The 25,078-nt window shown below is 61.8% G+C and carries 21 protein-coding genes; 15 read left to right on the forward strand and 6 right to left on the reverse strand.

Annotated elements, in window-relative coordinates:
- Positions 1-156: 156 nt before the first annotated feature.
- The 7 genes from waaF to CLM72_RS02395 are packed head-to-tail and all read left to right on the forward strand — an operon-like array spanning position 157 to position 7,115.
- Positions 157-1,191 carry a lipopolysaccharide heptosyltransferase II gene (gene waaF / locus CLM72_RS02365; protein WP_060764898.1) on the forward strand — a complete coding sequence of 345 codons (1,035 nt, stop codon included), beginning with the start codon at positions 157-159 and terminating at the stop codon, positions 1,189-1,191.
- A gap of 1 nt (position 1,192) precedes the next feature.
- Entirely contained in the window at positions 1,193-2,254 is a 1,062-nt protein-coding gene (gene waaC, locus CLM72_RS02370) for a lipopolysaccharide heptosyltransferase I (protein ID WP_105225523.1), read from the forward strand.
- Complete coding sequence (locus CLM72_RS02375) at positions 2,254-3,378, forward strand: glycosyltransferase family 4 protein (protein WP_105225524.1); 1,125 nt, start codon at positions 2,254-2,256, stop codon at positions 3,376-3,378. Before waaC ends, CLM72_RS02375 begins: the two co-directional genes overlap by 1 nt.
- The gene (gene rfaP / locus CLM72_RS02380; protein WP_014716628.1) at positions 3,375-4,181 is read left to right on the forward strand and encodes a lipopolysaccharide core heptose(I) kinase RfaP; all 807 of its coding nucleotides are present in this window, start codon (positions 3,375-3,377) and stop codon (positions 4,179-4,181) included. Before CLM72_RS02375 ends, rfaP begins: the two co-directional genes overlap by 4 nt.
- A complete protein-coding gene (locus CLM72_RS02385; protein ID WP_003187993.1) occupies positions 4,181-4,915 on the forward strand; it encodes a lipopolysaccharide kinase InaA family protein in 735 nt (244 codons plus the stop codon). The genes rfaP and CLM72_RS02385 overlap by 1 nt, the downstream gene beginning before the upstream one ends.
- Positions 4,912-5,664 carry a lipopolysaccharide kinase InaA family protein gene (locus CLM72_RS02390; protein WP_105225525.1) on the forward strand — a complete coding sequence of 251 codons (753 nt, stop codon included), beginning with the start codon at positions 4,912-4,914 and terminating at the stop codon, positions 5,662-5,664. The genes CLM72_RS02385 and CLM72_RS02390 overlap by 4 nt, the downstream gene beginning before the upstream one ends.
- A complete protein-coding gene (locus tag CLM72_RS02395) occupies positions 5,664-7,115 on the forward strand; it encodes a lipopolysaccharide kinase InaA family protein (RefSeq protein WP_105225526.1) in 1,452 nt (483 codons plus the stop codon). The genes CLM72_RS02390 and CLM72_RS02395 overlap by 1 nt, the downstream gene beginning before the upstream one ends.
- 98 nt (positions 7,116-7,213) lie before the next feature.
- Here CLM72_RS02395 and CLM72_RS02400 read toward each other — a convergent pair whose 3' ends face one another.
- A complete protein-coding gene (locus tag CLM72_RS02400) occupies positions 7,214-9,295 on the reverse strand; it encodes a TonB-dependent receptor (protein ID WP_105225527.1) in 2,082 nt (693 codons plus the stop codon).
- A gap of 215 nt (positions 9,296-9,510) precedes the next feature.
- On the opposite strand from CLM72_RS02400, the gene CLM72_RS02405 reads away from it, so the two are divergent.
- The 6 genes from CLM72_RS02405 to CLM72_RS02430 all read left to right on the forward strand — a co-directional run bounded on the left by CLM72_RS02405 (position 9,511) and on the right by CLM72_RS02430 (position 16,155).
- On the forward strand, positions 9,511-9,846 hold the full coding sequence (locus CLM72_RS02405) for a YceK/YidQ family lipoprotein (protein ID WP_105225528.1): 336 nt from the start codon (positions 9,511-9,513) through the stop codon (positions 9,844-9,846).
- Positions 9,847-9,985: 139 nt separating this feature from the next.
- Positions 9,986-11,743 (forward strand): carbamoyltransferase, encoded by a 1,758-nt coding sequence (locus tag CLM72_RS02410; RefSeq protein ID WP_014716634.1) that lies wholly within the window; start codon positions 9,986-9,988, stop codon positions 11,741-11,743.
- Positions 11,744-12,640: a GNAT family N-acetyltransferase gene (locus CLM72_RS02415; protein WP_105225529.1), complete on the forward strand. Its 897-nt coding sequence runs from the start codon at positions 11,744-11,746 to the stop codon at positions 12,638-12,640. It begins immediately after the preceding gene.
- Entirely contained in the window at positions 12,637-14,043 is a 1,407-nt protein-coding gene (locus tag CLM72_RS02420) for a PIG-L family deacetylase (protein WP_105225530.1), read from the forward strand. Before CLM72_RS02415 ends, CLM72_RS02420 begins: the two co-directional genes overlap by 4 nt.
- Positions 14,044-14,128: 85 nt before the next feature.
- Complete coding sequence (locus tag CLM72_RS02425) at positions 14,129-15,277, forward strand: glycosyltransferase family 4 protein (protein ID WP_105225531.1); 1,149 nt, start codon at positions 14,129-14,131, stop codon at positions 15,275-15,277.
- Positions 15,274-16,155: a glycosyltransferase gene (locus CLM72_RS02430; protein ID WP_105225532.1), complete on the forward strand. Its 882-nt coding sequence runs from the start codon at positions 15,274-15,276 to the stop codon at positions 16,153-16,155. The genes CLM72_RS02425 and CLM72_RS02430 overlap by 4 nt, the downstream gene beginning before the upstream one ends.
- Before the next feature lie 48 nt (positions 16,156-16,203).
- Here CLM72_RS02430 and CLM72_RS02435 read toward each other — a convergent pair whose 3' ends face one another.
- Positions 16,204-18,045 (reverse strand): bifunctional O-antigen ligase/aminoglycoside phosphotransferase family protein, encoded by a 1,842-nt coding sequence (locus CLM72_RS02435; RefSeq protein ID WP_105225533.1) that lies wholly within the window; start codon positions 18,043-18,045, stop codon positions 16,204-16,206.
- Positions 18,046-18,203: 158 nt separating this feature from the next.
- On the opposite strand from CLM72_RS02435, the gene msbA reads away from it, so the two are divergent.
- Both msbA and hldE read left to right on the forward strand, forming a co-directional pair.
- On the forward strand, positions 18,204-20,009 hold the full coding sequence (gene msbA, locus CLM72_RS02440) for a lipid A export permease/ATP-binding protein MsbA (protein ID WP_014716640.1): 1,806 nt from the start codon (positions 18,204-18,206) through the stop codon (positions 20,007-20,009).
- A 229-nt stretch (positions 20,010-20,238) separates the two neighbouring features.
- Entirely contained in the window at positions 20,239-21,663 is a 1,425-nt protein-coding gene (gene hldE, locus CLM72_RS02445; protein WP_105229072.1) for a bifunctional D-glycero-beta-D-manno-heptose-7-phosphate kinase/D-glycero-beta-D-manno-heptose 1-phosphate adenylyltransferase HldE, read from the forward strand.
- 27 nt (positions 21,664-21,690) lie between these two features.
- Here the strand turns inward: hldE and CLM72_RS02450 are convergent, their stop codons facing one another.
- The 4 genes from CLM72_RS02450 to CLM72_RS02465 are packed head-to-tail and all read right to left on the reverse strand — an operon-like array spanning position 21,691 to position 25,067.
- Positions 21,691-22,650: a metal ABC transporter ATPase gene (locus CLM72_RS02450; RefSeq protein ID WP_105225534.1), complete on the reverse strand. Its 960-nt coding sequence runs from the start codon at positions 22,648-22,650 to the stop codon at positions 21,691-21,693.
- 41 nt (positions 22,651-22,691) lie between these two features.
- The gene (locus CLM72_RS02455; RefSeq protein ID WP_034125629.1) at positions 22,692-23,504 is read right to left on the reverse strand and encodes an aldo/keto reductase; all 813 of its coding nucleotides are present in this window, start codon (positions 23,502-23,504) and stop codon (positions 22,692-22,694) included.
- Positions 23,501-24,676, reverse strand: coding sequence for an FAD-binding oxidoreductase (locus CLM72_RS02460; protein ID WP_105225535.1), 1,176 nt, complete (start codon positions 24,674-24,676; stop codon positions 23,501-23,503). Before CLM72_RS02460 ends, CLM72_RS02455 begins: the two co-directional genes overlap by 4 nt.
- A 55-nt stretch (positions 24,677-24,731) precedes the next feature.
- A complete protein-coding gene (locus CLM72_RS02465; RefSeq protein ID WP_003188013.1) occupies positions 24,732-25,067 on the reverse strand; it encodes a multidrug efflux SMR transporter in 336 nt (111 codons plus the stop codon).
- Positions 25,068-25,078: the final 11 nt, after the last annotated feature.

The following is a 25,078-nucleotide window of genomic DNA, read 5'->3' on the forward strand; positions in this document are numbered from 1 at the left end:
CCGCGATGCAGGCGCCTCGGTTTATCAGGGATACCGAGGTGATGCGATCGCAGGCAAGCCAGCTCCCACATAAAGATGCTCCCTGGCGCACCGCGATCTACAGTCATTATCGAGGCGGGGAGGCATAGGCCTCCCCGCATCGTTTGTGGAAACTACATGAATATTCTGATCGTTGGGCCCAGTTGGGTCGGTGACATGGTGATGGCACAGACACTGTTTCAGTGCCTGCGCCTGCGCTATCCAGACTGCCAGATCGACGTGCTCGCCCCTGAGTGGAGCCGGCCGATCCTTGAGCGCATGCCCGAGGTGCGCAAGGCCTTGAGCTTCCCGCTCGGCCACGGTGCCCTGGAGTTGGCGACCCGCCGACGCATCGGCAAGTCCATGGCGGGCCAGTACGACCAGGCGATCCTGCTGCCTAACTCGCTGAAGTCGGCGCTGGTGCCGTACTTTGCCGGTATCCCCAAGCGCACCGGCTGGCGCGGCGAGTTTCGCTATGTGCTGCTCAATGACGTACGCACCCTGGATAAAGCCCGTTACCCATTGATGATCGAACGCTTTATGGCTTTGGCCTACGAGCCGGGCGCTGAACTGCCCAAGCCGTACCCGCGCCCCAGCTTGCAGATCGACCCGGTGACCCGTGACGCGGCGCTGGCCAAGTTCGGCCTCACTCTGGATCGGCCCGTATTGGCCTTGTGCCCGGGCGCCGAGTTTGGCGAGTCCAAGCGCTGGCCGTCGGAGCATTACGCCAAAGTCGCTGAAACTAAGATCCGCGAAGGCTGGCAGGTGTGGTTGTTCGGTTCCAAGAACGATCATTCGGTGGGTGAAGACATTCGCCAGCGCCTTATCCCCGGCCTGCGTGAAGAAGCGGTGAACCTCAGTGGCGACACGTCCCTGGCTGAGGCCATTGACCTGTTGTCGTGCGCCGACTCGGTGGTGTCAAACGACTCCGGCCTGATGCATGTGGCGGCGGCGCTGAACCGTCCGCTGGTGGCCGTGTACGGCTCCACATCCCCAGGCTTCACTCCGCCGTTGGCCGACAAGGTCGAAGTGGTGCGCCTGGGTCTGGATTGCAGCCCGTGTTTTGACCGCACCTGCCGCTTCGGCCACTACAACTGCCTGCGCCAGTTGCTGCCCCAGCCGGTAACCGATGCCTTGCAGCGTTTGCAGGGCGACGTGGTCGAGGTTCATTGAGTTGCGGGTTCTGGTAATCAAGACCTCATCCCTGGGCGACGTGATCCATGCCTTGCCGGCCCTCACCGACGCAGCGCGAGCAGTTCCCGGTATTCGGTTCGACTGGGTGGTGGAAGAAGGCTTTGCCGAAATCCCCACCTGGCACCCGGCGGTCGACAAGGTCATCCCGGTAGCGATTCGCCGCTGGCGCAAGAACCTCTGGCAAACCGTCAAGAGCGGCGAATGGCGGCGCTTCAAGCAGGCGGTGCAGTCGACCAAATATGACCTGGTGATCGACGCCCAGGGCTTGCTCAAAAGCGCCTGGCTGACCCGCTATGTGCGGGCGCCCATCGCTGGCTTCGACAAAGATTCTGCGCGTGAACCTCTGGCTGCGCGCTTTTATTCGCGGCGCCTGGCCGTGGCCCGTGGGCAGCATGCGGTGGAGCGTTTGCGCCAGCTGTTCGCCGTGGCGCTGGGCTACGACCTGCCCCAACGCCTGGGCGACTACGGCCTGAGCGTTGAAAAGCTGCTCGGCCTGCCGCCGAAAAAACCGTTCGTATTGCTGCTGCACGGTACTACCTGGGACACCAAGCACTGGCCCGAAGCCTATTGGCGCGAGCTGGCCGAACGCATGGGCCGCCTGGGCGTGGACGTAAAGCTGCCGTGGGGCAACGCCGCCGAAAAGGCGCGGGCCGAACGCCTGGCCCTCGGCCTGCCCAACGCCGAAGTGTTGCCCAAGCTCAACCTGGCGGGCGTTGCCCGTGTCTTGGCGAGCGCCCGTGCCTGCGTGGCCGTCGACACCGGCCTTGGCCACTTGGCGGCGGCATTGGACGTGCCGACCATTTCCCTGTTCGGCCCAACCAACCCAGGCCTCACCGGTGCCTACGGCAAAGGCCAGATTCACTTGGCCAGCGACTGGCCGTGCGCGCCTTGCCTGCAAAAACAGTGCACTTATCAACCCACTGCCGACGACCTGCGGCGGTTCGACATCGCCCGCGAGTCGCCCCTGTGCTTCACGCGTCTGAACCCTGAGCGTGTCGCAAGCCGGCTGAGCACGTTGTTACTGGCCGAGGAGCAGCACTGATGCAACTGGCTTTTGTTCTGTACAAGTACTTTCCTTTCGGTGGCCTGCAGCGCGACTTCATGCGCATCGCCCTGGAATGCCAGCAGCGCGGCCACAGCATTCGGGTGTACACCCTGATCTGGGAAGGCGATATCCCGCCAGGCTTTGAGGTGCTGGTGGCGCCGGTCAAGGCCTTGGTCAACCACCGTCGCAACGAAAAGCTCTACGCCTGGATCCAGGCCGACCTGGCCAAGCGCCCGGTGGACCGCGTGGTGGGCTTCAACAAGATGCCGGGGTTGGACCTGTATTTTGCCGCCGACGGTGTGTTCGAGGACAAGGCCCAGACCCTGCGCAACCCGATGTATCGCTGGTTCGGGCGCTACAAGCACTTTGCCGAATACGAGCGCGCCGTGTTCGATAAAAACGCCAAGACGCAGATCATGGTGTTGTCCGAGCATCAGCAACAGCTGTTTACCCAGTATTACGGCACCCAGGCCGAGCGTTTTCACCTGTTGCCACCGGGTATTGCCCGCGACCGCCGCGCGCCGCCGAACGCCGCCGAGATCCGCGCCGATTTCCGCGCTGAATTCGGCTTGGCCGAGGATGATCTGCTGTTGGTGCAGATCGGTTCGGGGTTCAAGACCAAGGGGGTCGACCGCAGCCTCAAGGCGCTGGCCGCCCTGCCTTCGCGGCTGAAGAAACGCACCCGGCTATTTGTAATCGGCCAGGACGACCCCAAAGTATTCCAATTGCAGAGCGCGGCGCTGGGCCTGGGCGACCAGGTGCAGTTCTTCAAGGGCCGCAATGATATTCCGCGTTTCCTGCTGGGGGCGGACCTGTTGATTCACCCCGCGTACAACGAGGCGGCCGGCATGGTGCTGGTCGAAGCGGTGGTCGCCGGCCTCCCGGTACTGGTGAGCCAGGTGTGCGGCTATGCGTTCTACATCGACAAGGCCCAGAGCGGCCGGGTGTTGGACGAGCCGTTCGAGCAAACCCAGCTCAACCAGTATCTGGTCGATATGCTCGACGACCCACAAGCGCGTGCGACCTGGAGTCGCAATGGTCTGGCCTTCGCCGAGACGGCCGACCTCTTTAGCATGCCGCAGTACGCTGCGGACCTGATTCTGGCGGAGCCAAACCGATGAAGTTGATTCTAGCCGAACCCTTCAAGACCCTCTGGGCCGGACGCGATGCGTTCGCCGAGGTCGAGAAGCTGGAAGGCCAGGTGTTCCGCGAGCTGGCCGCTCGCCGTACGTTGCGTACGGTGGTCGAGGGCCAGCCTTATTTTGTGAAGATCCACCGTGGGATCGGCTGGGGCGAAATCCTCAAAAACCTGGTTACTGCCAAATTACCGGTGTTGGGCGCGGGCCAGGAGTGGGTGGCGATCCAGCGCTTGCAGGCGCTTGGCGTACCGACCATGACCGCCGTGGCGTTCGGTGAAAAAGGCAGCAACCCGGCCGACCAGCACTCGTTCATCATCACCCAGGAACTGACCCCCATCATCAGCCTGGAAGACCTGACCCTGGACTGGGTCAAGCAACCGCCCGTGCCGGCGATCAAGCATGCCTTGACCCTTGAGCTGGCGCGTACCGTGGGCGCGATGCACCGGGGCGGCGTCAACCACCGTGACTGCTACCTCTGCCATTTCCTGCTGCACACCGACCGGCCTATCAGCGTCGACAACCTCAAGCTGTCGGTGATCGACCTGCACCGTGCCCAGGTGCGTGCGACGATCCCCGTGCGCTGGCGCAACAAAGACTTGGCCGGCCTGTATTACTCCGCGTTGGAGATCGGCTTGACCCAGCGCGACAAGCTGCGTTTTCTCAAGGCCTACTTCCAGCAGCCGCTGCGCCAGATACTGGCGGAGCAAACCGCGCTGTTGTCTGCGCTGGAACGCATGGCAGCAAAGCTGTATGCGCGTAAACAACGATACGGGGATGCGATCTGATGGCGGGTTGGAATCTGGAACCTGCCTACGCCGCCCTGGCGGATGACTTTGGAAGCCTGGACGCGGTGTTCGCCTTGCAAGGCGAGCGGCTGACCCGCGACCCGTTGTCGGAAGTGATTCGGGTGGAGCGTGGCGGGGTCAATTATTACGTCAAGCGCTACGTAGGTGCCGGCAAGGGCCTGCGTCGTTACCTGGGCAGGCCGCGGGTGAAGTCCGAATGGCAGAACCTCAAGCGTTTCGCCAAGTGGGGCATCCCCACCGCCGACGTGGTGGCCTGGGGCCTGGACCGCAAGGGCCTGGCCTATAACCGTGGCGCCATGATCACCCGTGAGCTGCCCAAGACCGAAGATCTGTCGGTGCTGGCCGAGCGTCACGATGAGCGCCTCAAAGACCCCCGGTGGGTCGATGGCATCAGCCGCCAGCTCGCCGAATACACGCGCACCATGCACGATCACCGCTTCACCCATAACGACTTGAAGTGGCGCAACCTGCTGGTGGACGATCAGCGCACCCTGTACCTGATCGACTGCCCCAACGGTGATTTCTGGCGCGGCTTCTGGCTCAAGTACCGCATCACCAAGGACCTGGCCTGCCTGGACAAAGTCGCCAAGTATCACTTGTCGGCCACCCAGCGCCTGCGGTTCTACCTGCAATATCGCCAGCGCGCGCACCTGACCGCGTCGGACAAACAGCGAATTCGCCATGTGGTGAAGTTTTTCGAGGGACGCGAATGAGTGACTTCCTGGCGGCTGAAGACCGCGCTCTGCTTGAGCGCAACGGCCTGGCGACCTTCGACGCCCTGTGGGCCAAGCAACTGGATGCGGTGGATGAGCCGAACACCAGCGGCGACGGTTGGAGCAGCGTGTATCGCCTGGAGCTTGAGGGGCAGGGTTACTATCTCAAGCGCCAGAGCAACTACCTCACGCGCACCTTGCACCGCCCGTTTGGCGAGCCGAGTTTTGCCCGCGAGTTTCGCAACATCAGCCTGTATCGAAAGCTCGGCATCCCGGCCCTGCAAGCGGCGTTCTTCGGTGAGCGCAAGGTCAAGGGTGAGCGCCGGGCGATGCTGCTCACCCGTGCGCTGGATGGCTGGAATGACCTGGATTCGTTGCTGGAGCAGTGGGCGCAATTGAGCGCAGCCCAGCACAGTGCGATCCTGTTGGCGTGCGGCAAGCTGGCGCGTCATCTGCACAGCGTCGGGCAAGTGCATGGCTGTTTTTACCCCAAGCATATTTTCCTGCAGCCTGCCGGTGAGGGGTATGTCGCACAGTTGATCGACCTGGAGAAAACCCGCCCGCTGTTGTTCGGCTGGCGTGACCGGGTCAAGGACCTGGAACCTTTGCTGCGCCGCGCGCCGCAATGGTCGGATGCGCAGGTGCGCCAACTGCTGGCGGCGTACCTTGAGCAGCCCGAGGACAGTGCCCTGGTGTCGACTTGGCACCAGCGCCTGACCGCGCGCCGCAGCCACAAGGAGAACCGCTGATGCGTTTATCCGAGCTGAAAACGGCTGGGCGTACCCCCAGCCTGCCACTGACCCTCGACCTGGCGGATGCCGCCGGCCCTGGGCAATTGCAATTGCTGAGCCTGCTGCGGGTGTTGCCGGGGCAGCGCTACGTGGGTGCCGCTGTGTGGCGGGGGCGCCCGGTGTTGGCCAAGTTGTTGGTGGGCAGCAAGGCGGCGCGGCATTTTCAGCGTGAGCTCGCGGGTGTGCGTCTGTTGGCTGAGCAAGGCCTGACCACGCCGTTGCTGCTGGCCGATGGCTTGCAGGACGGCGAGGGCGGTTGGCTGCTGTTTGAATTTATCGAGGGGGCCCAAAGCCTGTCCGACGCTTGGCTCGCCGTCGAAAACCTGCCGCCGTTGGCGGATGAACAAACCGCTGTGCTCGCCGAAGCGCTGGGCGCGATCGCCCAGATGCATGCCAAGGGCCTGTGGCAAGAAGACCTGCACCTGGACAACTTGCTACGCAAGGATGGCAAGCTGTATCTGATCGATGGCGCCGGCATTCGTGTCGAAGCGGCGGGCAAGGCGCTATCGCGCAATCGAGTGCTGGAGAACCTCGGTGTGTTCTTCGCCCAACTGCCGAAAAACCTCGAGCCCTTTACCGAGGAGTTGCTGGTGTATTACTTGCTGGCCAACGGCGAACACGCCTTGCCAATGCAAGCCCTGGAAAAACAGGTGCGTAAAGTCAGCGCCTGGCGCTTGAGAGACTACCTGGACAAGACCGGCCGCGAATGCACGCTGTTCAGTGTGGTGCGCGGCGCTTTTGGCTTGCGTGCGATCCGCCGCGAAGAAGAAGCCGCCATGGTGCCGGTGCTTGAGCAGGCCGATGCGTTGCTCGACCAGGGTCACCTGTACAAGACCGGTGGCGCGGCGAGCGTGGCCAAGGTCGACGTGGCCGGCCGGCCGCTGGTGATCAAGCGCTACAACATCAAGGGTTTTGCCCATTGGCTCAAGCGCTTCTGGCGCCCGAGCCGCGCCTGGCACTCCTGGCGCGAAGGCAACCGCCTGGCCTTCCTGGGCTTCGCCACACCCAAGCCGCTGGCGGTGCTGGAGAAACGATTCCTGTGGTTGCGCAGCCGCGCCTACCTGGTCACCGAATATCTGCCTGGGCCGGACATCATCGAGCGCTTTGCGCCGTATGTGGAGAGCGGCGAGGCGCCCGAGAGCGAGTTGCAGGCGCTGGACCAGTTGTTTGCCGACTTGATCCGCGAGCGCATCAGCCATGGGGATTTCAAAGGCCATAACCTGTTCTGGAACGACGGGCACTGGGCGATGATTGATCTGGATGCGATGTGTCAGCACTCTTCCGCTGCCAGCTTTGCGCCGGCCTATGCCAAAGACCGTGCAAGGTTTATGCGTAACTGGCCGCAAGGCAGTGCGTTGTATCGGGTGATTGACCAGCGCTTGCCCAAAGAGGCGGGTGTCGGCAGTTAAACCTATCGCGTGCAAGCCCGCTCCCACACTTGATCTGTGAACGCGGTCAAAATGTGGGAGCGGGCTTGCCCGCGATGGCGCCCGTCCAGGCGCTGCATTCAGAACTGGTACTGCGCCCCAGCCCCCGCATACCACGAGCGCCCCGGCGCCGCTTCGTAATAGCGGTTATTGCCATCCCCCACAATCACCGACCCTACGTACTGACGATCCAGCAGATTATCCAGGCGCAGGGTCTGGTGAAAGGTCCAGTGCTCTACCTTCTGCTCAAACCGTGCGCGCCAGTTGAAGACGCTGTAGGCCGGCGCGGCGTGTTGTTGGTTGGTGTCTTCTACGTAGACCTTGCTGCGGTACATGCCTTCGATGGCGGTGCTGACCCAGTCCCGTGGTTTCCAGTTCAGTTCGGCGAACAGGGTGGTTTGTGGCACGCCGGGGAGGTAGTTGCCTTTGTCGATGGTGTTGGTGCCGCTGGCAAAGTCGCTGTCGTAGGTTGCGTGCAGGCGTGTGTAGGCCAGGCTGGTGCTCCAGTGGTCGCTCAGCTGGCTTTCAACACCCAGTTCGAAGCCGCGGCGCAATGTGCGACCGGCGTTCTGGTAGCTGGTACGGCCACCGATGGATTGCTGCACCACCAGTTCGTCCTCGGTGGTGATCTGGAAAATGGCGGCGTTGATCCGCGTGTTGTTCAGTTGCGCTTTCACGCCCATTTCATATTGCGTGCTTTCAGACGGCTTCAAGCCGAAGTTGAAGCCCTCGGCGTTGCCCGGTGCATAGGCCAGCTCGGCCTGAGTCGGGGTTTCAAAGCCTTTGCCTGCGCTGATGTAGGCGTGCAAGTCGGGGGTGAACGCGTACATCACGCTCATCGAAGGGGTGTTTTTCTGGTAGGTCTTGTTGCCGCTGGCGTCGCCATTGCTCAGGAACTGATCGTCAACGTCCATCTGCATCGTGCTGTGGCGCACGCCGGCTTGCAGGGTCCAGCGGTCGAGGGCCCAGTTGGCTTGGATATACGGGTCGAGGCTGCGAGCCGTGTCGATTTCGTCGCGGCGTAGTTGGCCTTTCACGCCGAGGGCATTGCCGCTGTAGTTCTGATAGCCATGGCGGCTGTCTTCGCTTTGGTCGAAGTCCAGGCCGGTAATGATCATCAGCTCGCCAGGCGCGCTTTCGATGGGCTGCAGCCAGCGCACGCTGCCGCCGTAGAACTTTCGATCAAATTGCACCACGCCACCGCCGCGTTCGTTGGCGGGCGTGCCTTTGGGGATCGACAGGTACTGAATCACACTGCGCCGCCCGGTGTAGGCATTGACCTGCAAGGTCGCGCCACCGAAATACCGCTCGTAATTCATCCCCAATTGCTGATGATCGATACTTTTACGCGTGTTGTAGTTCAGCGCATTGGCGCTTACCGAGCGCGGGTCGGCCTTGTACGCTGCCCAGGTCTGCCCCAGTGGATCTTGCGTACCGTTCTGCTCCAGGCTGCTGTAGATCAATGCCAGCTTGCTGTCGTCATCGGGCTCGACATTGAGCTTGGCGAAGGTCTGGTCGCGGCGCGCGCTGCTGTGATCGCGGTAGCCGTTGGTGTCCATGCGCGAGGCGTCGAGCACAAACCCGGCGCCATTCGCCGTGCCCTCGGCGCTGAGGTGGTTCTTGTTCAGGCCGTCGCTGCCCACCAGGGTTTCGGCGCCGATACGCGGCGGGCCTTCACCGTCGCGAGAGAACATCTGGATCACGCCCCCGGCGTTGCTGCCATACAGCGTCGCCGCCGGGCCGCGCAGCACTTCGATGCGTTCGGCCGTGTCGAGGTTGAACGTCGCGGCCTGGCCCTGGCCATCCGGGGTACTGGCGGGGATACCGTCGGCGATCAGCTTGATGCCGCGCACGCCGAATGCTGAACGGGCGCCGAAGCCTCGGGAAGAAATTTGCAGGTCCTGCGCATAGTTCTGGCGGTTCTGCACCACCAGGCCGGGCACGCGGGACAGGGCTTCGGAGGCATTGATGCCGAGCTGGCCGTCACTGATCTGCTCGCGGTTGATGCCGTCCACGGAATAGGGCAAATCGAACGTCGGGCTGGCGCTGCGCGAGCCGGTGACCACGCTGGGGTCAAGTATCAGCGGCGTATCGTCGGCCTGGGCATTACTGCACAGGCCCAGCAAGAGCAGGGCAAGGCGGCAGGGAGTGGATGATGTCATGAGGGGGCCGGGTCTGTGGCGCAGCGCAACTGAATGGCGTAGGCGCAAATGCCGCCAGTTTAACGGCTCCCCTGGATTTTTTCCGAATTCACAACACTGGGCGGAACAGGAAGTTTCCCACGCGTTGCGACGGCGCCTGTAGGCTCCTGATTCGTTGGGTTAGCGAAGCGGGAGCTGCTAGATTTCGGTTCCTCCAAAAAAGAAGAGCCGAAAACATGCGCACAACGAGCATGAAGTTACTGGTGCTGGGGAGCATCGCATTAACCATGGCTGGCTGCGGAACTGTTACTACCGCGTTTCGCGAGGATGCCGCCACAGTTCGATCACTCAAGGCCAATAAAACCTATTGTCAGTCCGTTCCCCGTATTTACAGCGGGGTGACTTATAACCTGTGTATCTTGAATGGCCCGCCGAACTCCCGCGGCGATGTGGTAGTGAACAATGTGCCATGGACGCTCATTGATATCCCGCTCTCGGGCATCACGGACACGCTCCTGCTGCCCTACACGGTCTACCGGCAAAGCGCGGACGGTAGCATTGAACTCCAATAATCCGCTGAGCTTGCCGCTAACAGCTTCCCCCTGCTTTTAAGCTATAATCCCGCCCTTTAGCTGTTTCCCGCCCCGGCGGGAAACACACTTTTTTCAGGCGCGATGCGCCTGCATGCAGACTAAAAGAGGCTAGACCCCAGTGGCATTGACGATTCTTGGCCTGTCCGGCGCCCTTAGCCATGATCCTTCCGCAGCCCTGTATATCGACGGCAAGCTGATTGCGGCCGCCGAAGAAGAGCGCTTCGTACGCGACAAACATGCAAAGAACCGCATGCCCTACGAGTCGGCGAAGTTCTGCCTGGAGCAGGCTGGCATCAAGCCTTCGGACGTTGACGTGGTGGCGATCCCGTTCGCCCCGATCAGCCTGTTCGGCGAGGCGCGCTGGCACTACGCCAAGCGTTACTGGTACGCCCCGGACCGCGCTCTCGACGCGATCCTGATGGGCAACCGTCGCTACAAGCGCTATCGCAACAAGATCGTCTGGTGCCTGGAGCAACTGGGCTTCGATCCGAAGAAAATCAAGATTGAACCGGTAGAACACCACCTGGCTCACGCATCCAGCGCCTACCACTGCTCGGGCTTCCAGGAAAAAACTGCGATCCTGGGCATTGACGGCAAGGGCGAGTACGCCACTACCTTCTTTGGCTACGGCGAAAACGGCAAGATCCACAAGATCAAGGAATTCTACGATCCGGACTCCCTCGGCGGCCTGTACGGCGCAATCACCGAGTTCCTCGGTTTCGAGATGCTCGACGGTGAGTTCAAGGTCATGGGCATGGCGCCGTACGGCGATGCCAGCAAATACGACTTCTCGCGCCTGGCCTCCTTTGAAAACGGCGAGTTGGTGATCAACACCGACTACGCCAACGTCATCGGCCTGCGCCGCTACAAAGAGAAGGGCAAAGGGTTCTACTTCTCGCCAAAACTGATCGAGTGGCTGGGGCCGAAACGCGAAGGCGACATCGCCGACGAGCCGTACATCCACTACGCGGCCAGCATGCAGGCGCTGTTCGAAAAACTGGCCTTGCAGATGATCGACCACTACCTGGGCGACATCCTCAAGGACACCGGCAAGCTGGCCTTCGCCGGCGGCTGTGCGCTGAACGTCAAGCTGAACCAGAAAATCATTGCCCGTGACGACGTCAAAGAGCTGTTCGTACAGCCGGCTTCCGGCGATGCCGGCACCGCCGTCGGTGCGGCGGCCTATGTGTCCCATGCCCGTGGCGTACCGGTCGAGAAGATGGAACACGTCTACCTCGGCCCGTCCTACAGCAACGAAGACGTGATCGCCGCGTGCGCCAAGCACGAGAGCAAGCCGAACTGGCGCAAGATCGAGAACATGCCTAAGCGCATTGCCAAGATCATGGTCGACGGCAATCCGGTCGCCTGGTTCCAGGGCCGCATGGAGTTTGGCCCGCGTGCCTTGGGCGGTCGTTCGATCATCGGTTGCCCAAGTGCGACCGGCGTGGCGGATCGCATCAACCACCAGATCAAGTTCCGCGAGCGTTGGAGGCCTTTCTGCCCGTCGATGCTCGACACCGTTGCCCCGCAGATGATCAAGGTCGATCATCCGGCGCCGTTCATGACCTTCACCTTTGAGGTCGCCGAAGAGTGGAAGACCCGCGTACCGGAAGTGGTGCACGAAGACGGTACTTCCCGCGCCCAGGTGCTCAAGCGCGAATACAACCCGCGCTACTACGACATGATGAAAGAGCTGGAAGTGCTGACCGGTAACGGCGTGTCCCTGAACACCTCGCTCAACCGTCGTGGCGAAGCGATGATCTGCTCGCCGACCGACGCGCTGAACATGTTCTTCGGCTCGGACCTGCAGTACCTGATCATGGAAGACATCCTGGTGGTCAAGGATGGCGTGGACCCTTATGACGCCGTGGTTTAAATGCTGAACCGCTTCCAGGGCTGGCGTGAACGTGGCTGGGCGCCTGTCGAAGCCGAGGTTTACGCCCAGGCCTGGCAGCGTTACGGCGGCAGTGTGGCGACCCATCCCCAGGTGATTGAGCGGTTGGCCGGGCTGGCGCAGATACCTGTGCGCTACCTGGGCTGGGAGCACGGTGGTGAACTCAAGGGGGCGATCGCCACCTGGGGGCGCGACCTGGCGCTGTCCAAGGATGTGCTCAAGCGCAGCGGCAAGAAAGGCCTGTTTGACCTGGGCAACGCCGAGATCATCCTGCCGATTGCTGCCGATGCGCAGGTGCCGTTGCGGCATCGTGCGCGCTACCTGTCGACGCTCAATCAAGGGCGCGTGAGCACCCTCAAGCCCCAGGCCGAGCAATTGGCCATGGCGCGTACTCCCGAGGACCTGTCGAAGAAGTTTCGCTACAACCAGCGGCGTGAACTGCGCCTGTTGGAAGAGGCGGGCGGCGTGGTAAGGGCGGTCAGTGAGTTTTCCAGCGTAGAACTGGCGGCGATCTATTGCGACCTGTTCCAGCGTCGTTGGGGCTTCCCGGCGGCGGGCGCGGCGCGTCTGGCCGAGGTGCTGGAGTTGCTCAAGGAATTCCTGTTCGGCTCGGTGCTGTTTCTGAACGACGCGCCGATTGCAGTGCAATTGGTGTATCAGGTGCAGTCCAACGAGTGGTTCAGCGCCGAGTATGTCAATGGCGGCGTCGACCCTGAAACACGTGCATTCAGCCCCGGCAGTGTGCTGAGTTTTCTCAATACCCAAAGTGCCTGGGAGCAGGCGCGGGCGGCGAACAAGTCGCTGCGCTTCTCCTTCGGGCGTTCCGACCGTGAATACAAGGAGCGCTGGTGCAACCCGGTGCCGGTCTTCAGTGTATGAGCCGTAAACAGCAACTGCTCAAGCGCCATCGGCGTAACAAGCGTATTGCGCTATTGATCGGCGTGCTGGTGTTGGTCGCCACCGGCGTACTGGTGGCCTGGTGGTTGCCGCTGATCCTTGCGGTGCTGCTGTGGGCCGCCCATGAAGCCTGGTTTGCCGATCACCTGTTTTACTCGCCCAAAGACAGCTATGAGTACGCGTTCCCGGCCGGCAGCGAACAGCCCGGCTTGCGCCTGGAGGCGGGCCGGCTGTTGCTGGATGCGCCGTTGGCGGCGGATGAAACCCTGATCGTCGGCATTGAGTTGAAAAGTACCTGGCTGGGGCGTTTCTTCGATCCTGCGGTAGACCTGTTGGGCCTGCAAAGCCCGGACCGGCAAGCCTTCGAGCGCGGCGTCGCTGGGCGGCGTTATCTGAACCTGACCGGCGCCGCCGAAGCCTTGGCCGCGGGCAAGCTCAAATTGCGCGGGCGTTTTTGCCGGATCAAGGGGCAGCCGACGCTGTGGCGCTTTCGCCAGCCGGACTATCGCCAGCAACGTGTGATGGTGATCGCGCCCCATGCCGACGATGCCGAACTGGCTGCGTTCAGCCTTTACAGCCAGGCGACTGAAAGCTGGATCGTCACGCTGACGGCCGGTGAAATCGAAGCCGAGCATTATCAGCACATGGGCCTGCCCAAGGCTGAAGCTGCGCGCCTCAAGGGCCGTTTGCGGGCCTGGGACAGCGTCGCCGTGCCCCGCTGGGCGGGCGTGCCCGAGGCGCAGTGCGTGCAGTTGGGGTACTTCTGCATGCAGTTGCAAGCCATGCAGGCTGCGCCGGATCAGCCTCAAGCCTCCCGCGAAGCCGATTTGGCCGATACGCGGCTGTTTCGCCAGTTCAATGGTTTTATTCTGCCTGGCGATGCTGATGGTGCCCCGACCTGGCATAACCTGATCGCCGACCTGCGGGCGCTGCTGCTCAAGGCGCGGCCCCAGGTCATCGTCTTGCCCACGCCGTTGCTTGACCCTCACGCCGACCATATCTGCGCCCACGCGGCAGTGCTGGAAGCCTTGCAGGGCCTGGAGTGGCAGCCCGACACATTGCTCGGCTACGCCAATCACCTGCATGATAACGACCGCTGGCCAATGGGCGATTCCGGCGCTGGCGTGGCGCTGCCGCCACGTTTCGATGGTGCTGTGGAACTGGTGCCGTGCAGTTTCGCTCTCGCCTTGAGCCAGCAGCAGGACAAGGCCATGGCCCTGGGCATGATGCACGACCTGCAGCCGCCAGCGCCGTTCAAGCGTCGAGTGCGTAGGTGGTTGCAGCAACTGCTGGCGGGCCGTAGTCCATCGCCCTATGGCGAGAACGAATTCTTCCGCAAGGCCGTGCGCCGTCACGAGCTGTTGTGGGTCCTGAAGCAGGACTGAGAGCCGATTGAAGGCAGGCCGTTATGCGCCTGTCGCCCTTTTTACCGGGCTGCGTGCCCGTAGCCAGATCGCTGCATGGAGAGTTATGAAGCCTCGTTTCAAGGTTTTGCAGTTACAGCCGGACTACAACGTCAAGACCCATGACTTCGCGGACTTGGGTGAGCAAATCGTCAAATCCCTGCCGGCTGAGCGCTTCGAGGTGACCTCCGGATTTCTCAGTGGGCGCCCGCTGCCCGGCCAGCCCCTGAGCGTGGCCGAGCACTCCCATTATTTCGAGCTGCCGGAGAAGTCCCTCAAGGGCATTCGCTTTGGCGCCATGTGGCAGATCTACAAGTACTGCCGCGAGCAGAAGTTCGACGTGGTCATCTGTAACCGCTTCAAGTCGGTGAACATGATGCTGTCGCTCAACCGCTGGTTGAAGATCCCGCTGTGCATCGGCATCTCCCACGGCTTTGGCGAGTACGCCCGTGGTTACCGTCGGCGTCAAACCCAGCGCTGGGTCAGCCCGGCGTGGCGCTTTGTCGGGGTGTCCGAAGCGGTCAAGGACTACCTGGTAGACCTCAACTGCGGATTCACCCGTGAGAACACCACGTACGTCACCAACGCTATCGACATTCCCCAGGCCGAGGCTTTGCAGCTGTCCCGTGAGGACGCGCGCAAGGCCCTGGGCCTGCCAATGGATGCACGGATGATCGGCGCCCTGGGCCGCCTCGTGCCGATCAAAGGCCATACCCATCTGCTGCAAGCCTTCGCCACGCTCAAGGACAAATACCCTGAGGCGCAGGTGGGGATTATTGGTTCTGGCCGTGCCGAAGCCGACCTGCGTGCCGACATCGAGCGCCTCGGCCTGACCGGCCGTGCGCATTTGCTGGGCTTTCGCGAAGACGGCATGAAGTACGTGCGCGGCTTCGATATCTGGACCATGCCGTCGCTGTTCGAAGGCCTGGGCCTGGCCTTGCTGGAAGGCATGAGCGGCCACCTTCCGGTGATCGCCTCCAACGGCCCGGCGATGCTGCCACTGGTGCAGGGCGCGGGCGGCTTGTCCCATGATCCGGGTAATGTCGAACAATTGGCTGCGGCCCTGGACACTTACCTGGCTATGAGCGATGAACAATTGCGCGCCAAGGGTGAGGAGGTGTTCCGCTATCTGGAGGCCAACCACACCCTCGACGAGTTCAAGCACAAGTACCTGACCCTGATTGAAATCGGTTTGCGTGAAGTAGGTAGAGCATGAATCAGCAACAACCCCTGGTCTCGGTGATCATCGCTTCCTACAACCATGGCCAGTACATCGAGCAAAGCATTCTTAGCGTGCTGGGGCAGACCTACCCCAATATCGAGCTGTTGATAGTCGACGACGGCTCCAAGGATGACAGCGTCGAACGCATCCAGCGCTTGCAGGCCGAGCACGGCTTTGATTTCCAGGTGCAGCAGAATCAAGGGCTCAGCGCGACCTTGAACGGTGCGATTGCTCGCGCCAAGGGTAGCCTGATCGCACCGTTCGGCTCGGATGACATCATGTTGCCGGAGCGTATTGCCACCCAGGTGGCGTATATGGACGGCAAGCCGAAGGTGGGCATGTGTGCTGGCAATATCGAGCTGATCGACGGTGATGGCAACCTGCACCCGGAGAAGAAACAGCGTCGCGACGTGCCGTTTCGGCGTCTGGACTTCGATGACCTGTTCCTGGACCGCAAGCCGTTTCCACCGGCGCCGACCATGCTGATTCGCCGCGAAGTGCTGGAGGAGGTCGGTGGTTTCGACCCGCAGATTCCCCTGGAAGACTTGCTGATCCAACTGAAGATTACGGCGGCGGGCTACACCATTGACGCCCTTGACGTGGTGATGGCCAAGTATCGCCAGCACGCCAGCAACACCTACAAGAACCACCGCTACATGATCCAGAACATCCTCAAGACCTACGCCAAGTTCAGCGAGCATCCGGCCTATGACGCGGTTCGCTACAACTTCCTGAACTCGATGTTTCTCAAGACCGCCGACCGCGACCGCCCGTTGGCGCGGGAGGTTCTCAAGCAGATCCCTTTGAAGTTCTGGGGGCGCAAGACCTTGCGCGGGCTGGTGCGGTTGTATCTGGCGCCGCTCAAAAACTGAATCGCCACCGCACCCTGTAGGAGCGAGCAAGCTCGCTCCTACAGGTGTTTACAGGCTCTGGACCTGCTCGCGGATTTTCGCAGTGGCGGCTGGGCTCGCCTCCGAGGCGTAACCCTTGAGCAGTTGTTCGAAGTGCGTTTCGAACAGCCAGTTGCGATCCTGAGGATAACGTTGCATGTGGCGCAGGTTACGTTGGCGCAAGGCGTAGCGCAGTGAAGACGGGTAAATGCGCAGGTCAGCCACGTCGATCAGGGCGAACTCACCGTCGTCCATCAACAACACGTTACCCAAGTGCAGCGAGCGGAAGTACACGCCGCGCTCGTGCAGTTGCGCCATGAACCGTCCAAAGCGCTCAACCAGTGATTCACGCAGGCTGCTGTCCAGGCTTTGCAGCGCTTGGCGCAACGTCAGGCCGGGCAACGGCGTGTAGCGCACTGCGCTGCTGGCATCGCTCAGGCGGTAGAGCCCGAGGATGTGCGGCGTAGGAATGCCCAGGGTGCGCAGTTGCTCGCTGTTGCTGGCAAAGCGCTCGGAGTACGGGTTGAAGCTTCCGGAGGTGTACCAGCGGCGTGGGCGGAACAGCTTGAGGAAACTGCCGTCCTCCAGGCGCAGGACTTTGGGCCCCAGGCCATCGGCTTCAATTACCTGGGCGTTGTTGCACAGCTGTTCAAACGCGGCGGGCTTGAGGTTCTGCACCTTCATGCGCAGCAGGCTGCGGTGGCGTTGGGCGAGGCTCAGGCCAGTGATAATTGCCAGGGGAATCCACAGCAGGAACCAGTGTTCCTTGGGCCGTGACAGGATCCCGCCGCCTTCGGTCAGGCCTGCTCCGATGCCATAGGTCAGCAGGGACGATGCCAGGATGAACAGCGGCTGTGCGCGTTGCTGCAGGCCTTTATACAGGCCCCAGCCGAGCATAAAGGCCCACGGGATGAAACCGATGATGCCGACGTAATAGAGCACGCCGAGAGCGAAGCTGTGGGGCTCGCGCAGTTGGTATCCATCGGACACCGTTAGGAAAAGCTCGGAATCATAGCTATGCCCGATCCAAGGGTGCTCGGCAACGAGCTGCAATGTCATGCTCCACAGCTCAAGGCGGAACGAGCTGCCGCGCCCAGTGATCATTTCGGGGAAGAACAACAGGAGCCCGGCGGCGCCCAGTACCATGCCGGTGATTAGTAGCGCCGCGCGGCGGTTACGGCTCACAAAGCTCATCCAAAGTATGGCCAGCGTCAGCGCCACCAGCGGGGTGCGTGAGCCGGTCGCCAGCACGGCCATGGTCATGATTGCCAGGGCCGGTACGCTGAACCACAGCACCTTGAGACGCTGGGTCGTCATGCAGACGTACAGCCAGTACACGGTGAAAAACCCAAAAAGGTGCGAACTCAACAGCGGGTTATCAAGAGCGCCAAGGCCGCCGATCATGCGCAAACCGGGCGAATAGCCCTTGGCGAACGCCACCAGGTTACCCATGCTCACCACCAGCGCAATCACCGCAGCGCTGAAGAAGATCGGCTTGAACAATTCGTTGCGGTAATGCAGCAGCAATCCGCAGCCACCAAACAGCATGAAGGTATTCAACGGCCGCTTGAACAGGTCGGTATCTGAACTGGGCTCGGGGCTCCAGAGCAAGCTGGTCAAGGCCCAAGCCGAGAACGCCACAAATGCGATGGCCAGAGGCTCTCGTAGCAGGTCCTTGAACTCCCGAGGGCGCATGCACAACAGAAACAAGGTCGGTACGCTGAACAGGATGTAGACAATGCGGTGCAGTACATTGCGATTGCCGACAAAGAACAGTGCACTCAGGAGCAGCAACAAGCCAACAGGCAAAATCCATAGGACCAGGAAGTCGAAAACGCGATTTGAGCCATAGATAAGGCGCTTGGAGTGCATACAGTAAAGCCATTCCAGAAAGAGAAAGCCGACCATCTTAAGCTAGTGGCTAAGTAATGTCGCCGGTAGGATCCAACCGGGCCGCGGCTTACGCCGGGTGCAAGTACAACAGAGAAGCTGTGCTAAAGTCAGCCTCCTTTTTCAAAACGCCGCGTGATATGACCGACTCCAGTCCGAGCGCAAGCCCTTCGAGCTTGAAAATATACTTCCGCCTGCTCAGTTACGTTAAGCCCTATATGGGCTTGTTCGCGTTGAGTATCCTTGGATTTCTGATTTTCGCGTCGACCCAACCGATGCTGGGTTACATCCTCAAGTACTTTGTCGACGGTCTCTCCAATCCGGAAGCCGTGCTGTTCCCGACCGTGCCCTTCCTGCGCGACCTGCAATTGCTGCAGGCGGTACCGCTGCTGATCATCTTGATCGCGGCCTGGCAGGGCCTGGGCTCATTCCTGGGCAACTACCTGTTGGCCAAGGTCTCCCTGGGTCTGGTCCACGACTTGCGGGTGCAACTGTTCAACAACCTGCTGACGCTGCCCAACCGCTACTTCGATAATCACAACTCCGGGCATCTGATTTCCCGCATCACCTTCAACGTGACCATGGTCACGGGGGCTGCGACCGATGCTATCAAGGTGGTGATCCGTGAAGGCATGACGGTGATCTTCCTGTTCGCTTCCTTGCTGTACATGAACTGGCGCCTCACGTTGGTAATGATCGCGATCCTGCCGTTGATTGCCGTGATGGTCAGTACCGCCAGCAAGAAATTCCGCAAGCAGAGCAAGAAGATCCAGGTGGCCATGGGCGACGTGACCCACGTGGCCTCGGAGACCATCCAGGGCTACCGCGTGGTGCGCAGCTTCGGCGGCGAAGTCTACGAACAGAAGCGCTTCTTCAAAGCCAGCCAGAGCAATACGAACAAGCAACTGCGCATGACCCGCACTGGGGCGATCTACACCCCGGCGCTGCAATTGGTGATCTACTCCGCCATGGCCGTGTTGATGTTCCTGGTGCTGTACCTGCGTGGCGACGCCTCGGCGGGTGACATGGTGGCCTACATCACCCTGGCGGGCTTGCTGCCCAAGCCGATCCGCCAGCTCTCGGAGGTCAGCTCGACTATCCAGAAAGGTGTGGCAGGCGCCGAAAGTATCTTCGAACAGCTGGACGAAGACGTTGAGGTCGACCACGGCACTCTCGAACGCGACAAGGTCAGCGGTCGCCTGGAAGTGCGTCACCTGAACTTCACCTACCCTGGCACCGATCGCCATGTGCTCAAGGACATCAGCTTTACCGCCGAGCCTGGGCAGATGATTGCGCTGGTGGGGCGTTCGGGCAGTGGCAAGTCGACCCTGGCCAGCCTGATCCCGCGTTTTTACCATCATGAAAGTGGTGAAATCCTGCTCGATGGCATCGAGATTGAAGACTACAAGTTGCTCAACCTGCGCAAACACATTGCCCAGGTCACCCAGCATGTGACCCTGTTCAGCGACACTGTGACCAACAACATCGCCTACGGCGACCTGGCCGGTGCACCTCGTGCCGATGTGGAAGCGGCGGCGGCGGATGCCAACGCCAAGGACTTCATCGATCAGTTGCCCAAGGGCTTTGATACGCAGGTTGGCGAGAACGGTGTGTTGTTGTCCGGCGGCCAGCGTCAGCGTTTGGCGATTGCCCGTGCGTTGCTCAAGAATGCCCCGTTGCTGATCCTCGACGAGGCCACCTCGGCCCTCGATACCGAGTCCGAGCGGCATATCCAGGCGGCACTCGATAAGGTCATGCAAGGCCGCACGACCTTGGTGATCGCGCACCGCTTGTCCACCATCGAGAAGGCTGATCTGATCCTGGTGATGGACGACGGGCGGATTGTCGAGCGTGGTACCCATGGCGAGTTGTTGGCGCAGAACGGTTACTACGCCCGCCTGCATGCCATGGGCCTGGATGCACCGGTGCAGGCTGATATCACCTGATCCAACCGGCATCACGGTGTAAAGGAAATGTAGGAGCGAGCTCGCTCGCGAAAAACCTCAACGATAAACCGCGCTTCCTGAATAAACGCGGCGTCTGTGAGTTTTTCGCGAGCAAGCTCGCTCCTACAGAGAGCAAATCCCCTCCCACATTTGCCCTGCGGTGGTCGCAAGCCATCGCAAACCCTGTGCTAATATCGCGCCCCTGTTCATTTTGTATGTGGGTTGCTCCATGAAGTTGTCCATGCCGCGATTCAATCAAGCCGCTGTCTTGGTGGTCGGCGATGTCATGCTCGACCGTTACTGGCATGGTGGTACCTCACGGATTTCCCCTGAGGCTCCGGTGCCGGTCGTCAAGGTCGAGCAAATCGAAGACCGCCCAGGTGGCGCTGCCAACGTCGCACTCAATATTGCCGCCCTCGGCGCCCCGGCCTCCCTGGTGGGTGTGACCGGTGACGACGAAGCGGCCGAAAGCCTGGCCAACAGCCTGCAGGGTGCCGGCGTGCGTGCGCTGTTCCAGCGCATCGCCCATCAGCCGACGATCGTCAAGCTGCGGGTCATGAGCCGTCACCAGCAGTTGCTGCGTATCGATTTCGAAGAACCCTTCGCCACCGACGCTCTGGCCCTCGGCGACCAGGTCGAGGCGCTGCTCGAAGGTATCAAGGTGCTGGTGTTGTCCGACTACGGCAAAGGCGCCTTGCAGAATCACCAGGTATTGATCCAGGCCGCCAAGGCCCGCAACATCCCGGTGCTGGCCGATCCCAAGGGCAAGGACTTCTCGGTTTACCGAGGCGCCAGCCTGCTCACGCCCAACCTCAGTGAGTTCGAAACCATCGTCGGCGGTTGCGCTGATGAACACGAACTGGTGAGCAAGGGCGCGGCGCTGATGGCCGATCTCGACCTGGGCGCCTTGCTGGTGACCCGTGGCGAGCACGGCATGACCCTGTTGCGTCCGGGCCACCCGGCCATGCACCTGCCGGCGCGTGCCCGTGAAGTGTTTGACGTTACGGGCGCCGGTGACACGGTAATCTCTACTCTGGCTGCGTCTATCGCGGCTGGCGAGGAACTGCCCCACGCCGTGGCCCTGGCTAACCTGGCCGCGGGCATTGTGGTGGGCAAGCTGGGTACTGCAGCCATCAGCGCACCTGAGTTGCGCCGTGCGATCCAGCGTTCCGAAGGCTCGGAGCGCGGTGTGCTGGGCCTGGAGCAGTTGCTGCTGGCAATTGACGATGCTCGAGCTCACAACGAAAGCATTGTGTTCACCAACGGCTGCTTTGACATCCTGCACGCCGGGCATGTGACGTACCTGGAACAGGCAAGCGCCCAAGGCGATCGCTTGATCGTTGCGGTCAACGATGACGCTTCGGTCAGCCGCTTGAAAGGTCCTGGCCGCCCGATCAACAGTGTTGACCGGCGCATGGCGGTACTCGCGGGCCTGGGCGCGGTGGACTGGGTGATCAGCTTCTCCGAAGGCACCCCGGAAAACTTGTTGGCCCAGGTCAAGCCCGACGTGCTGGTCAAGGGTGGTGACTACACTGTCGATCAGGTAGTCGGTGCGGACATCGTCAGCGCCTACGGCGGCACGGTCAAAGTGCTGGGGCTGGTTGAAAACAGCTCCACCACCGCGATTGTCGAGAAGATCCGCAACAACGAGTGATACCCCGTGGGGCGAGCCTGCTCGCCCCTAGCTTTTCTTCGGCACGATCTTGCTCAGCATCTGCCGTGCCTTGCCGGTCAAGCGCTTGAGCTTCGAGTCTTTTTCCGGTTCTGCCAGGCCCTGCTGCCTGAGCCAATCCTTCCAGCGAATCCGCTCATCGCGCACCAGCCAGCCTTCTTGCTGGGCAAAACTTTCCGCCAGATAGAGGCCGCGCGTGCTGGCCGGGTACAGCTGATCCTTTTTGACGGTATACAACTCTGCCAGTGGCTCGCCATCTTTGAGCGGCATCAAGTACAGGTCCGGGCGCTGACGGTCCAGGCGCGCCACCAGTTGGTCACCCTCCAAACGCTCATCCACATGAAACAAGCTGAGGGACTTGGCTTCCTTCGGCACTTCCAGGCGCAGGTCATAAATCAATTGCAGCGAGGCGGTCGGCAGGTGCACGTAGGCCCGTGGGCGCTCGATCAGTTGCATGGTGGCGCAGCGCACCGGGCGTGCGGCCCCAGACAAAGGGCTCAGGCGAAACGGCAGGGCTTCGCGGTAATGCAGGGCGGCGGAGTAGGGCGCCGGCAGCCAGGTATCGTTAAAGCGCCCGCCGAGCCAGCCTTCAGGGGTTTCGAGCAGGCACTCCTCGGCAATTTCCTGGATGGCGGTGTGCAGCGGCAGGTTCAGTTCATGAGCTGGGACGTAGCCGGAGATCAGCTTGAGCACAACATCGCCACGGTCCTGGCGGCGTTGGCGCACCAGCACCCAGTAGTCCTTGTTTTGCCAGTGCAGGGTCAGGCGTACCGAGACGCCGAGGTTCGCCAGTTCCAGGGCGAAGCGCTCGGGATCTGGCACCTCGACCGGCTTGCGCCGTTGCAAGGTCTGGGCGAAGTTGAGCGGCATGCCGACGCTCTGGTAACTCAGGCCTTCGGGGGTGGCTTCGACGTGCAGCGGCAGTGTCTTGAAGTTGCTGGGGTTCTTTCTTATGAGCGTACGCGGCATGTCGGCTCCTTCTTGCGACGGGGTCGGCCGCGTGGGCGGCATCAGAGTTGACGAATGACCCGGGCAGCAGTTGCTACGTTATGGGCCAGGTGCAGCGGATTAATGGTCCCGACAATAGCACTGGCGACGCCCGTTTGCGCGAACAACAAGGTGAAACTGGCCTGAATTGGATCCATTCCCGGTTCCAGGCATACGTGGCCGCTGGCCAGCGCCTTTTTCACCAGGATGCCCTTGCCGTGGGCGGCCGCATAGTCGATCACGGCCTTCTCAGCCTGTTCGTTGAGGTTGTAGGTGACCATCGCGCAGTCGCCCTGCTCCAGCGCTTTCACCCCGCCTTCGACGGTTTTGCCGGAGAAGCCGAAACCGCGGATCTTGCCGTCTTTCTTCAGCTGCGCCAGGGTCTGGTAAACCTCGCAGTCATTGAGGATATGCAAGTCGTTGCCGTCGGAATGCACCAGCACCAGGTCGATAAAATCCGTTTCAAGTCGTTTCAGGCTGCGTTCAATCGACATCCGCGTATGGGCCGCGCTGAAATCGTGATGGGACACGCCATTGGCAAACTCTTCGCCAACCTTGCTGACGATGACCCAGTCCTTGCGCTGGTCACGCAGCAGCGGCCCCAGGCGCTCTTCGCTCATGCCGTAGGCCGGCGCGGTGTCGATCAGGTTGATGCCCAGCTCGCGGGCCTGGCGCAACAACATGCGGGCGTCGTCGTCGCCAGGGATCTGAAAGCCGTTGGGGTATTTCACCCCTTGGTCGCGGCCCAACTTGACGGTGCCCAGGCCCAGGGGCGACACCAGCAGGCCGGTGCTGCCCAGGGGGCGATGCAGGTCGTGCAGGGTTGGCAGGCTCATGGCAACAGTTGCTCCCAGGCGGGTTGGCCGATTGCCGGGGTTGGCAGTTCGGGCAGAGGGGCGCTGGCGCTGGGGCGTATGCCGTCGCGCTCCAGGGCGTGGAGTACGCGGTCGGCGAAGTCCGGCGCCAGGGCCAGTTTGGTGGGCCAGCCCACCAGCAGGCGGCCGTCTTCGGCAAGGAACGCGTTATCGGGACGGCTCAGCCCCGTTTGCAGCGGCTCGGCGCGGTCCACCCGCAGGGTGGCCCACTGGGTCTGGCTCATGTCGATCCAGGGCAGCAGTTGCGCCAGCTCTTTCTGCGCGGTGGCGATCTGTTCTTCAGGCGTACGTCCCACACCGTCAGCCTCGGCGATATCACCGCCCATGTACCAAACCCAGTTGCCATCCGCGGCCGGGTGGGTGGTCACGGTGAGACGCGGCTTGGTGCCGCCGCCCAGGCAATGGGCGTACAGCGGCTTGAGGCCGGGGCCTTTGGCGATGATCATGTGCAGCGGGCGTTTTTGCATGGCCGGCTGGCTATGGCCCAGGGCGGCGAGCAAGTCTGCCGTGCCGCCGCCAGCGCTCAGGACTATGCGCTGGGCGCGGATCTCACGGCCATCGACCTTCAAGCCCACCAGGGTGCCACCCTCCAGCAACGGTTCGATGTGCTGTCCAGCGAGCAGACCGTCACCGGCCAGTTGCGCCAGGCGGTTGATCAGGCTGGGCACGTCCACCACCAGCTCGGCCAGGCGATAGACCTTGCCTTTGAAGCGACGGTCCTGCAGCGCCAGGGGCAGTTCGTTGCCCTTGACCTGATCGACGCGGCCACGCACGGCCTTGCTGGCGAAAAAGCTGGTGAGGTTGCCGGCAATCGTGCCGGGCGACCACAAGTAATGCGCCTGGGAAAGCACGCGCACACCGGACAGGTCCAGCTCGCCGCTGCCGGCCAGGGCTTCACGCCAGCGGCGCGGCATATCGGCAATGGCTTCGGAGGCGCCGGTGAGGGCGCCATGCAGGGCGTATTTCGCACCGCCGTGAATGATCCCCTGGGACTTCAGGCTTTGCCCGCCGCCCAGGGTGGCGCTTTCCACCAGTACCGTGGAGAACCCCTGGCCGCGCAGGCGCGCATTGAGCCAGAGGCCGGCAACCCCGGCGCCGACAATCAGAACGTCGGTGGAAATAACGGATGGCATCGGCGACCTCAGTGTTCAAGACAAGAGGCGCAGTATACAGGCTGTTGAGTGGCGGTCAGTGCCCGGCGGTTTTCGAGAACAGCTGAATCACCACCACGCCCAGCACAATCAGGCCCATCCCCAGCATCGCCGGCACATCCAGCTTCTGCCCATAGATGAACAACGCCGCGATGCTGACCATCACGATGCCCATCCCGGCCCACACCGCGTATGCCACGCCGACCGGCACGGTGCGTACCACTAGGGTCAGCATCCAGAACGCCACGCCGTAACCGACGATCACCAGCAGCAACGGAATAGGGGTGCTCCAGCCTTTGATGGCTTTCATGGAAACGGTGGCGATCACTTCCGAGCAGATGGCGATGGCCAAGTAGTAGTAGGCGGCATTCATGGGGCAATCCT

Source organism: Pseudomonas sp. MYb193 (assembly GCF_002966775.1).
GTDB classification, from domain to species: Bacteria; Pseudomonadota; Gammaproteobacteria; order Pseudomonadales; family Pseudomonadaceae; genus Aquipseudomonas; species Aquipseudomonas paracarnis.

Excerpts from the sequence above, each read along its gene's own strand:
- waaF (WP_060764898.1), top strand. The coding sequence starts at position 157 with ATGAATATTCTGATCGTTGGGCCCAGTTGGGTCGGTGACATGGTGATG.
- CLM72_RS02375 (WP_105225524.1), top strand. The coding sequence starts at position 2,254 with ATGCAACTGGCTTTTGTTCTGTACAAGTACTTTCCTTTCGGTGGCCTG.
- rfaP (WP_014716628.1), top strand. The coding sequence starts at position 3,375 with ATGAAGTTGATTCTAGCCGAACCCTTCAAGACCCTCTGGGCCGGACGC.
- CLM72_RS02385 (WP_003187993.1), top strand. The coding sequence starts at position 4,181 with ATGGCGGGTTGGAATCTGGAACCTGCCTACGCCGCCCTGGCGGATGAC.
- CLM72_RS02390 (WP_105225525.1), top strand. The coding sequence starts at position 4,912 with ATGAGTGACTTCCTGGCGGCTGAAGACCGCGCTCTGCTTGAGCGCAAC.
- CLM72_RS02395 (WP_105225526.1), top strand. The coding sequence starts at position 5,664 with ATGCGTTTATCCGAGCTGAAAACGGCTGGGCGTACCCCCAGCCTGCCA.
- CLM72_RS02400 (WP_105225527.1), bottom strand. The coding sequence starts at position 9,295 with ATGACATCATCCACTCCCTGCCGCCTTGCCCTGCTCTTGCTGGGCCTG.
- CLM72_RS02405 (WP_105225528.1), top strand. The coding sequence starts at position 9,511 with ATGCGCACAACGAGCATGAAGTTACTGGTGCTGGGGAGCATCGCATTA.
- CLM72_RS02415 (WP_105225529.1), top strand. The coding sequence starts at position 11,744 with ATGCTGAACCGCTTCCAGGGCTGGCGTGAACGTGGCTGGGCGCCTGTC.
- CLM72_RS02420 (WP_105225530.1), top strand. The coding sequence starts at position 12,637 with ATGAGCCGTAAACAGCAACTGCTCAAGCGCCATCGGCGTAACAAGCGT.
- CLM72_RS02425 (WP_105225531.1), top strand. The coding sequence starts at position 14,129 with ATGAAGCCTCGTTTCAAGGTTTTGCAGTTACAGCCGGACTACAACGTC.
- CLM72_RS02430 (WP_105225532.1), top strand. The coding sequence starts at position 15,274 with ATGAATCAGCAACAACCCCTGGTCTCGGTGATCATCGCTTCCTACAAC.
- CLM72_RS02435 (WP_105225533.1), bottom strand. The coding sequence starts at position 18,045 with ATGCACTCCAAGCGCCTTATCTATGGCTCAAATCGCGTTTTCGACTTC.
- msbA (WP_014716640.1), top strand. The coding sequence starts at position 18,204 with ATGACCGACTCCAGTCCGAGCGCAAGCCCTTCGAGCTTGAAAATATAC.
- hldE (WP_105229072.1), top strand. The coding sequence starts at position 20,239 with ATGAAGTTGTCCATGCCGCGATTCAATCAAGCCGCTGTCTTGGTGGTC.
- CLM72_RS02450 (WP_105225534.1), bottom strand. The coding sequence starts at position 22,650 with ATGCCGCGTACGCTCATAAGAAAGAACCCCAGCAACTTCAAGACACTG.
- CLM72_RS02455 (WP_034125629.1), bottom strand. The coding sequence starts at position 23,504 with ATGAGCCTGCCAACCCTGCACGACCTGCATCGCCCCCTGGGCAGCACC.
- CLM72_RS02460 (WP_105225535.1), bottom strand. The coding sequence starts at position 24,676 with ATGCCATCCGTTATTTCCACCGACGTTCTGATTGTCGGCGCCGGGGTT.
- CLM72_RS02465 (WP_003188013.1), bottom strand. The coding sequence starts at position 25,067 with ATGAATGCCGCCTACTACTACTTGGCCATCGCCATCTGCTCGGAAGTG.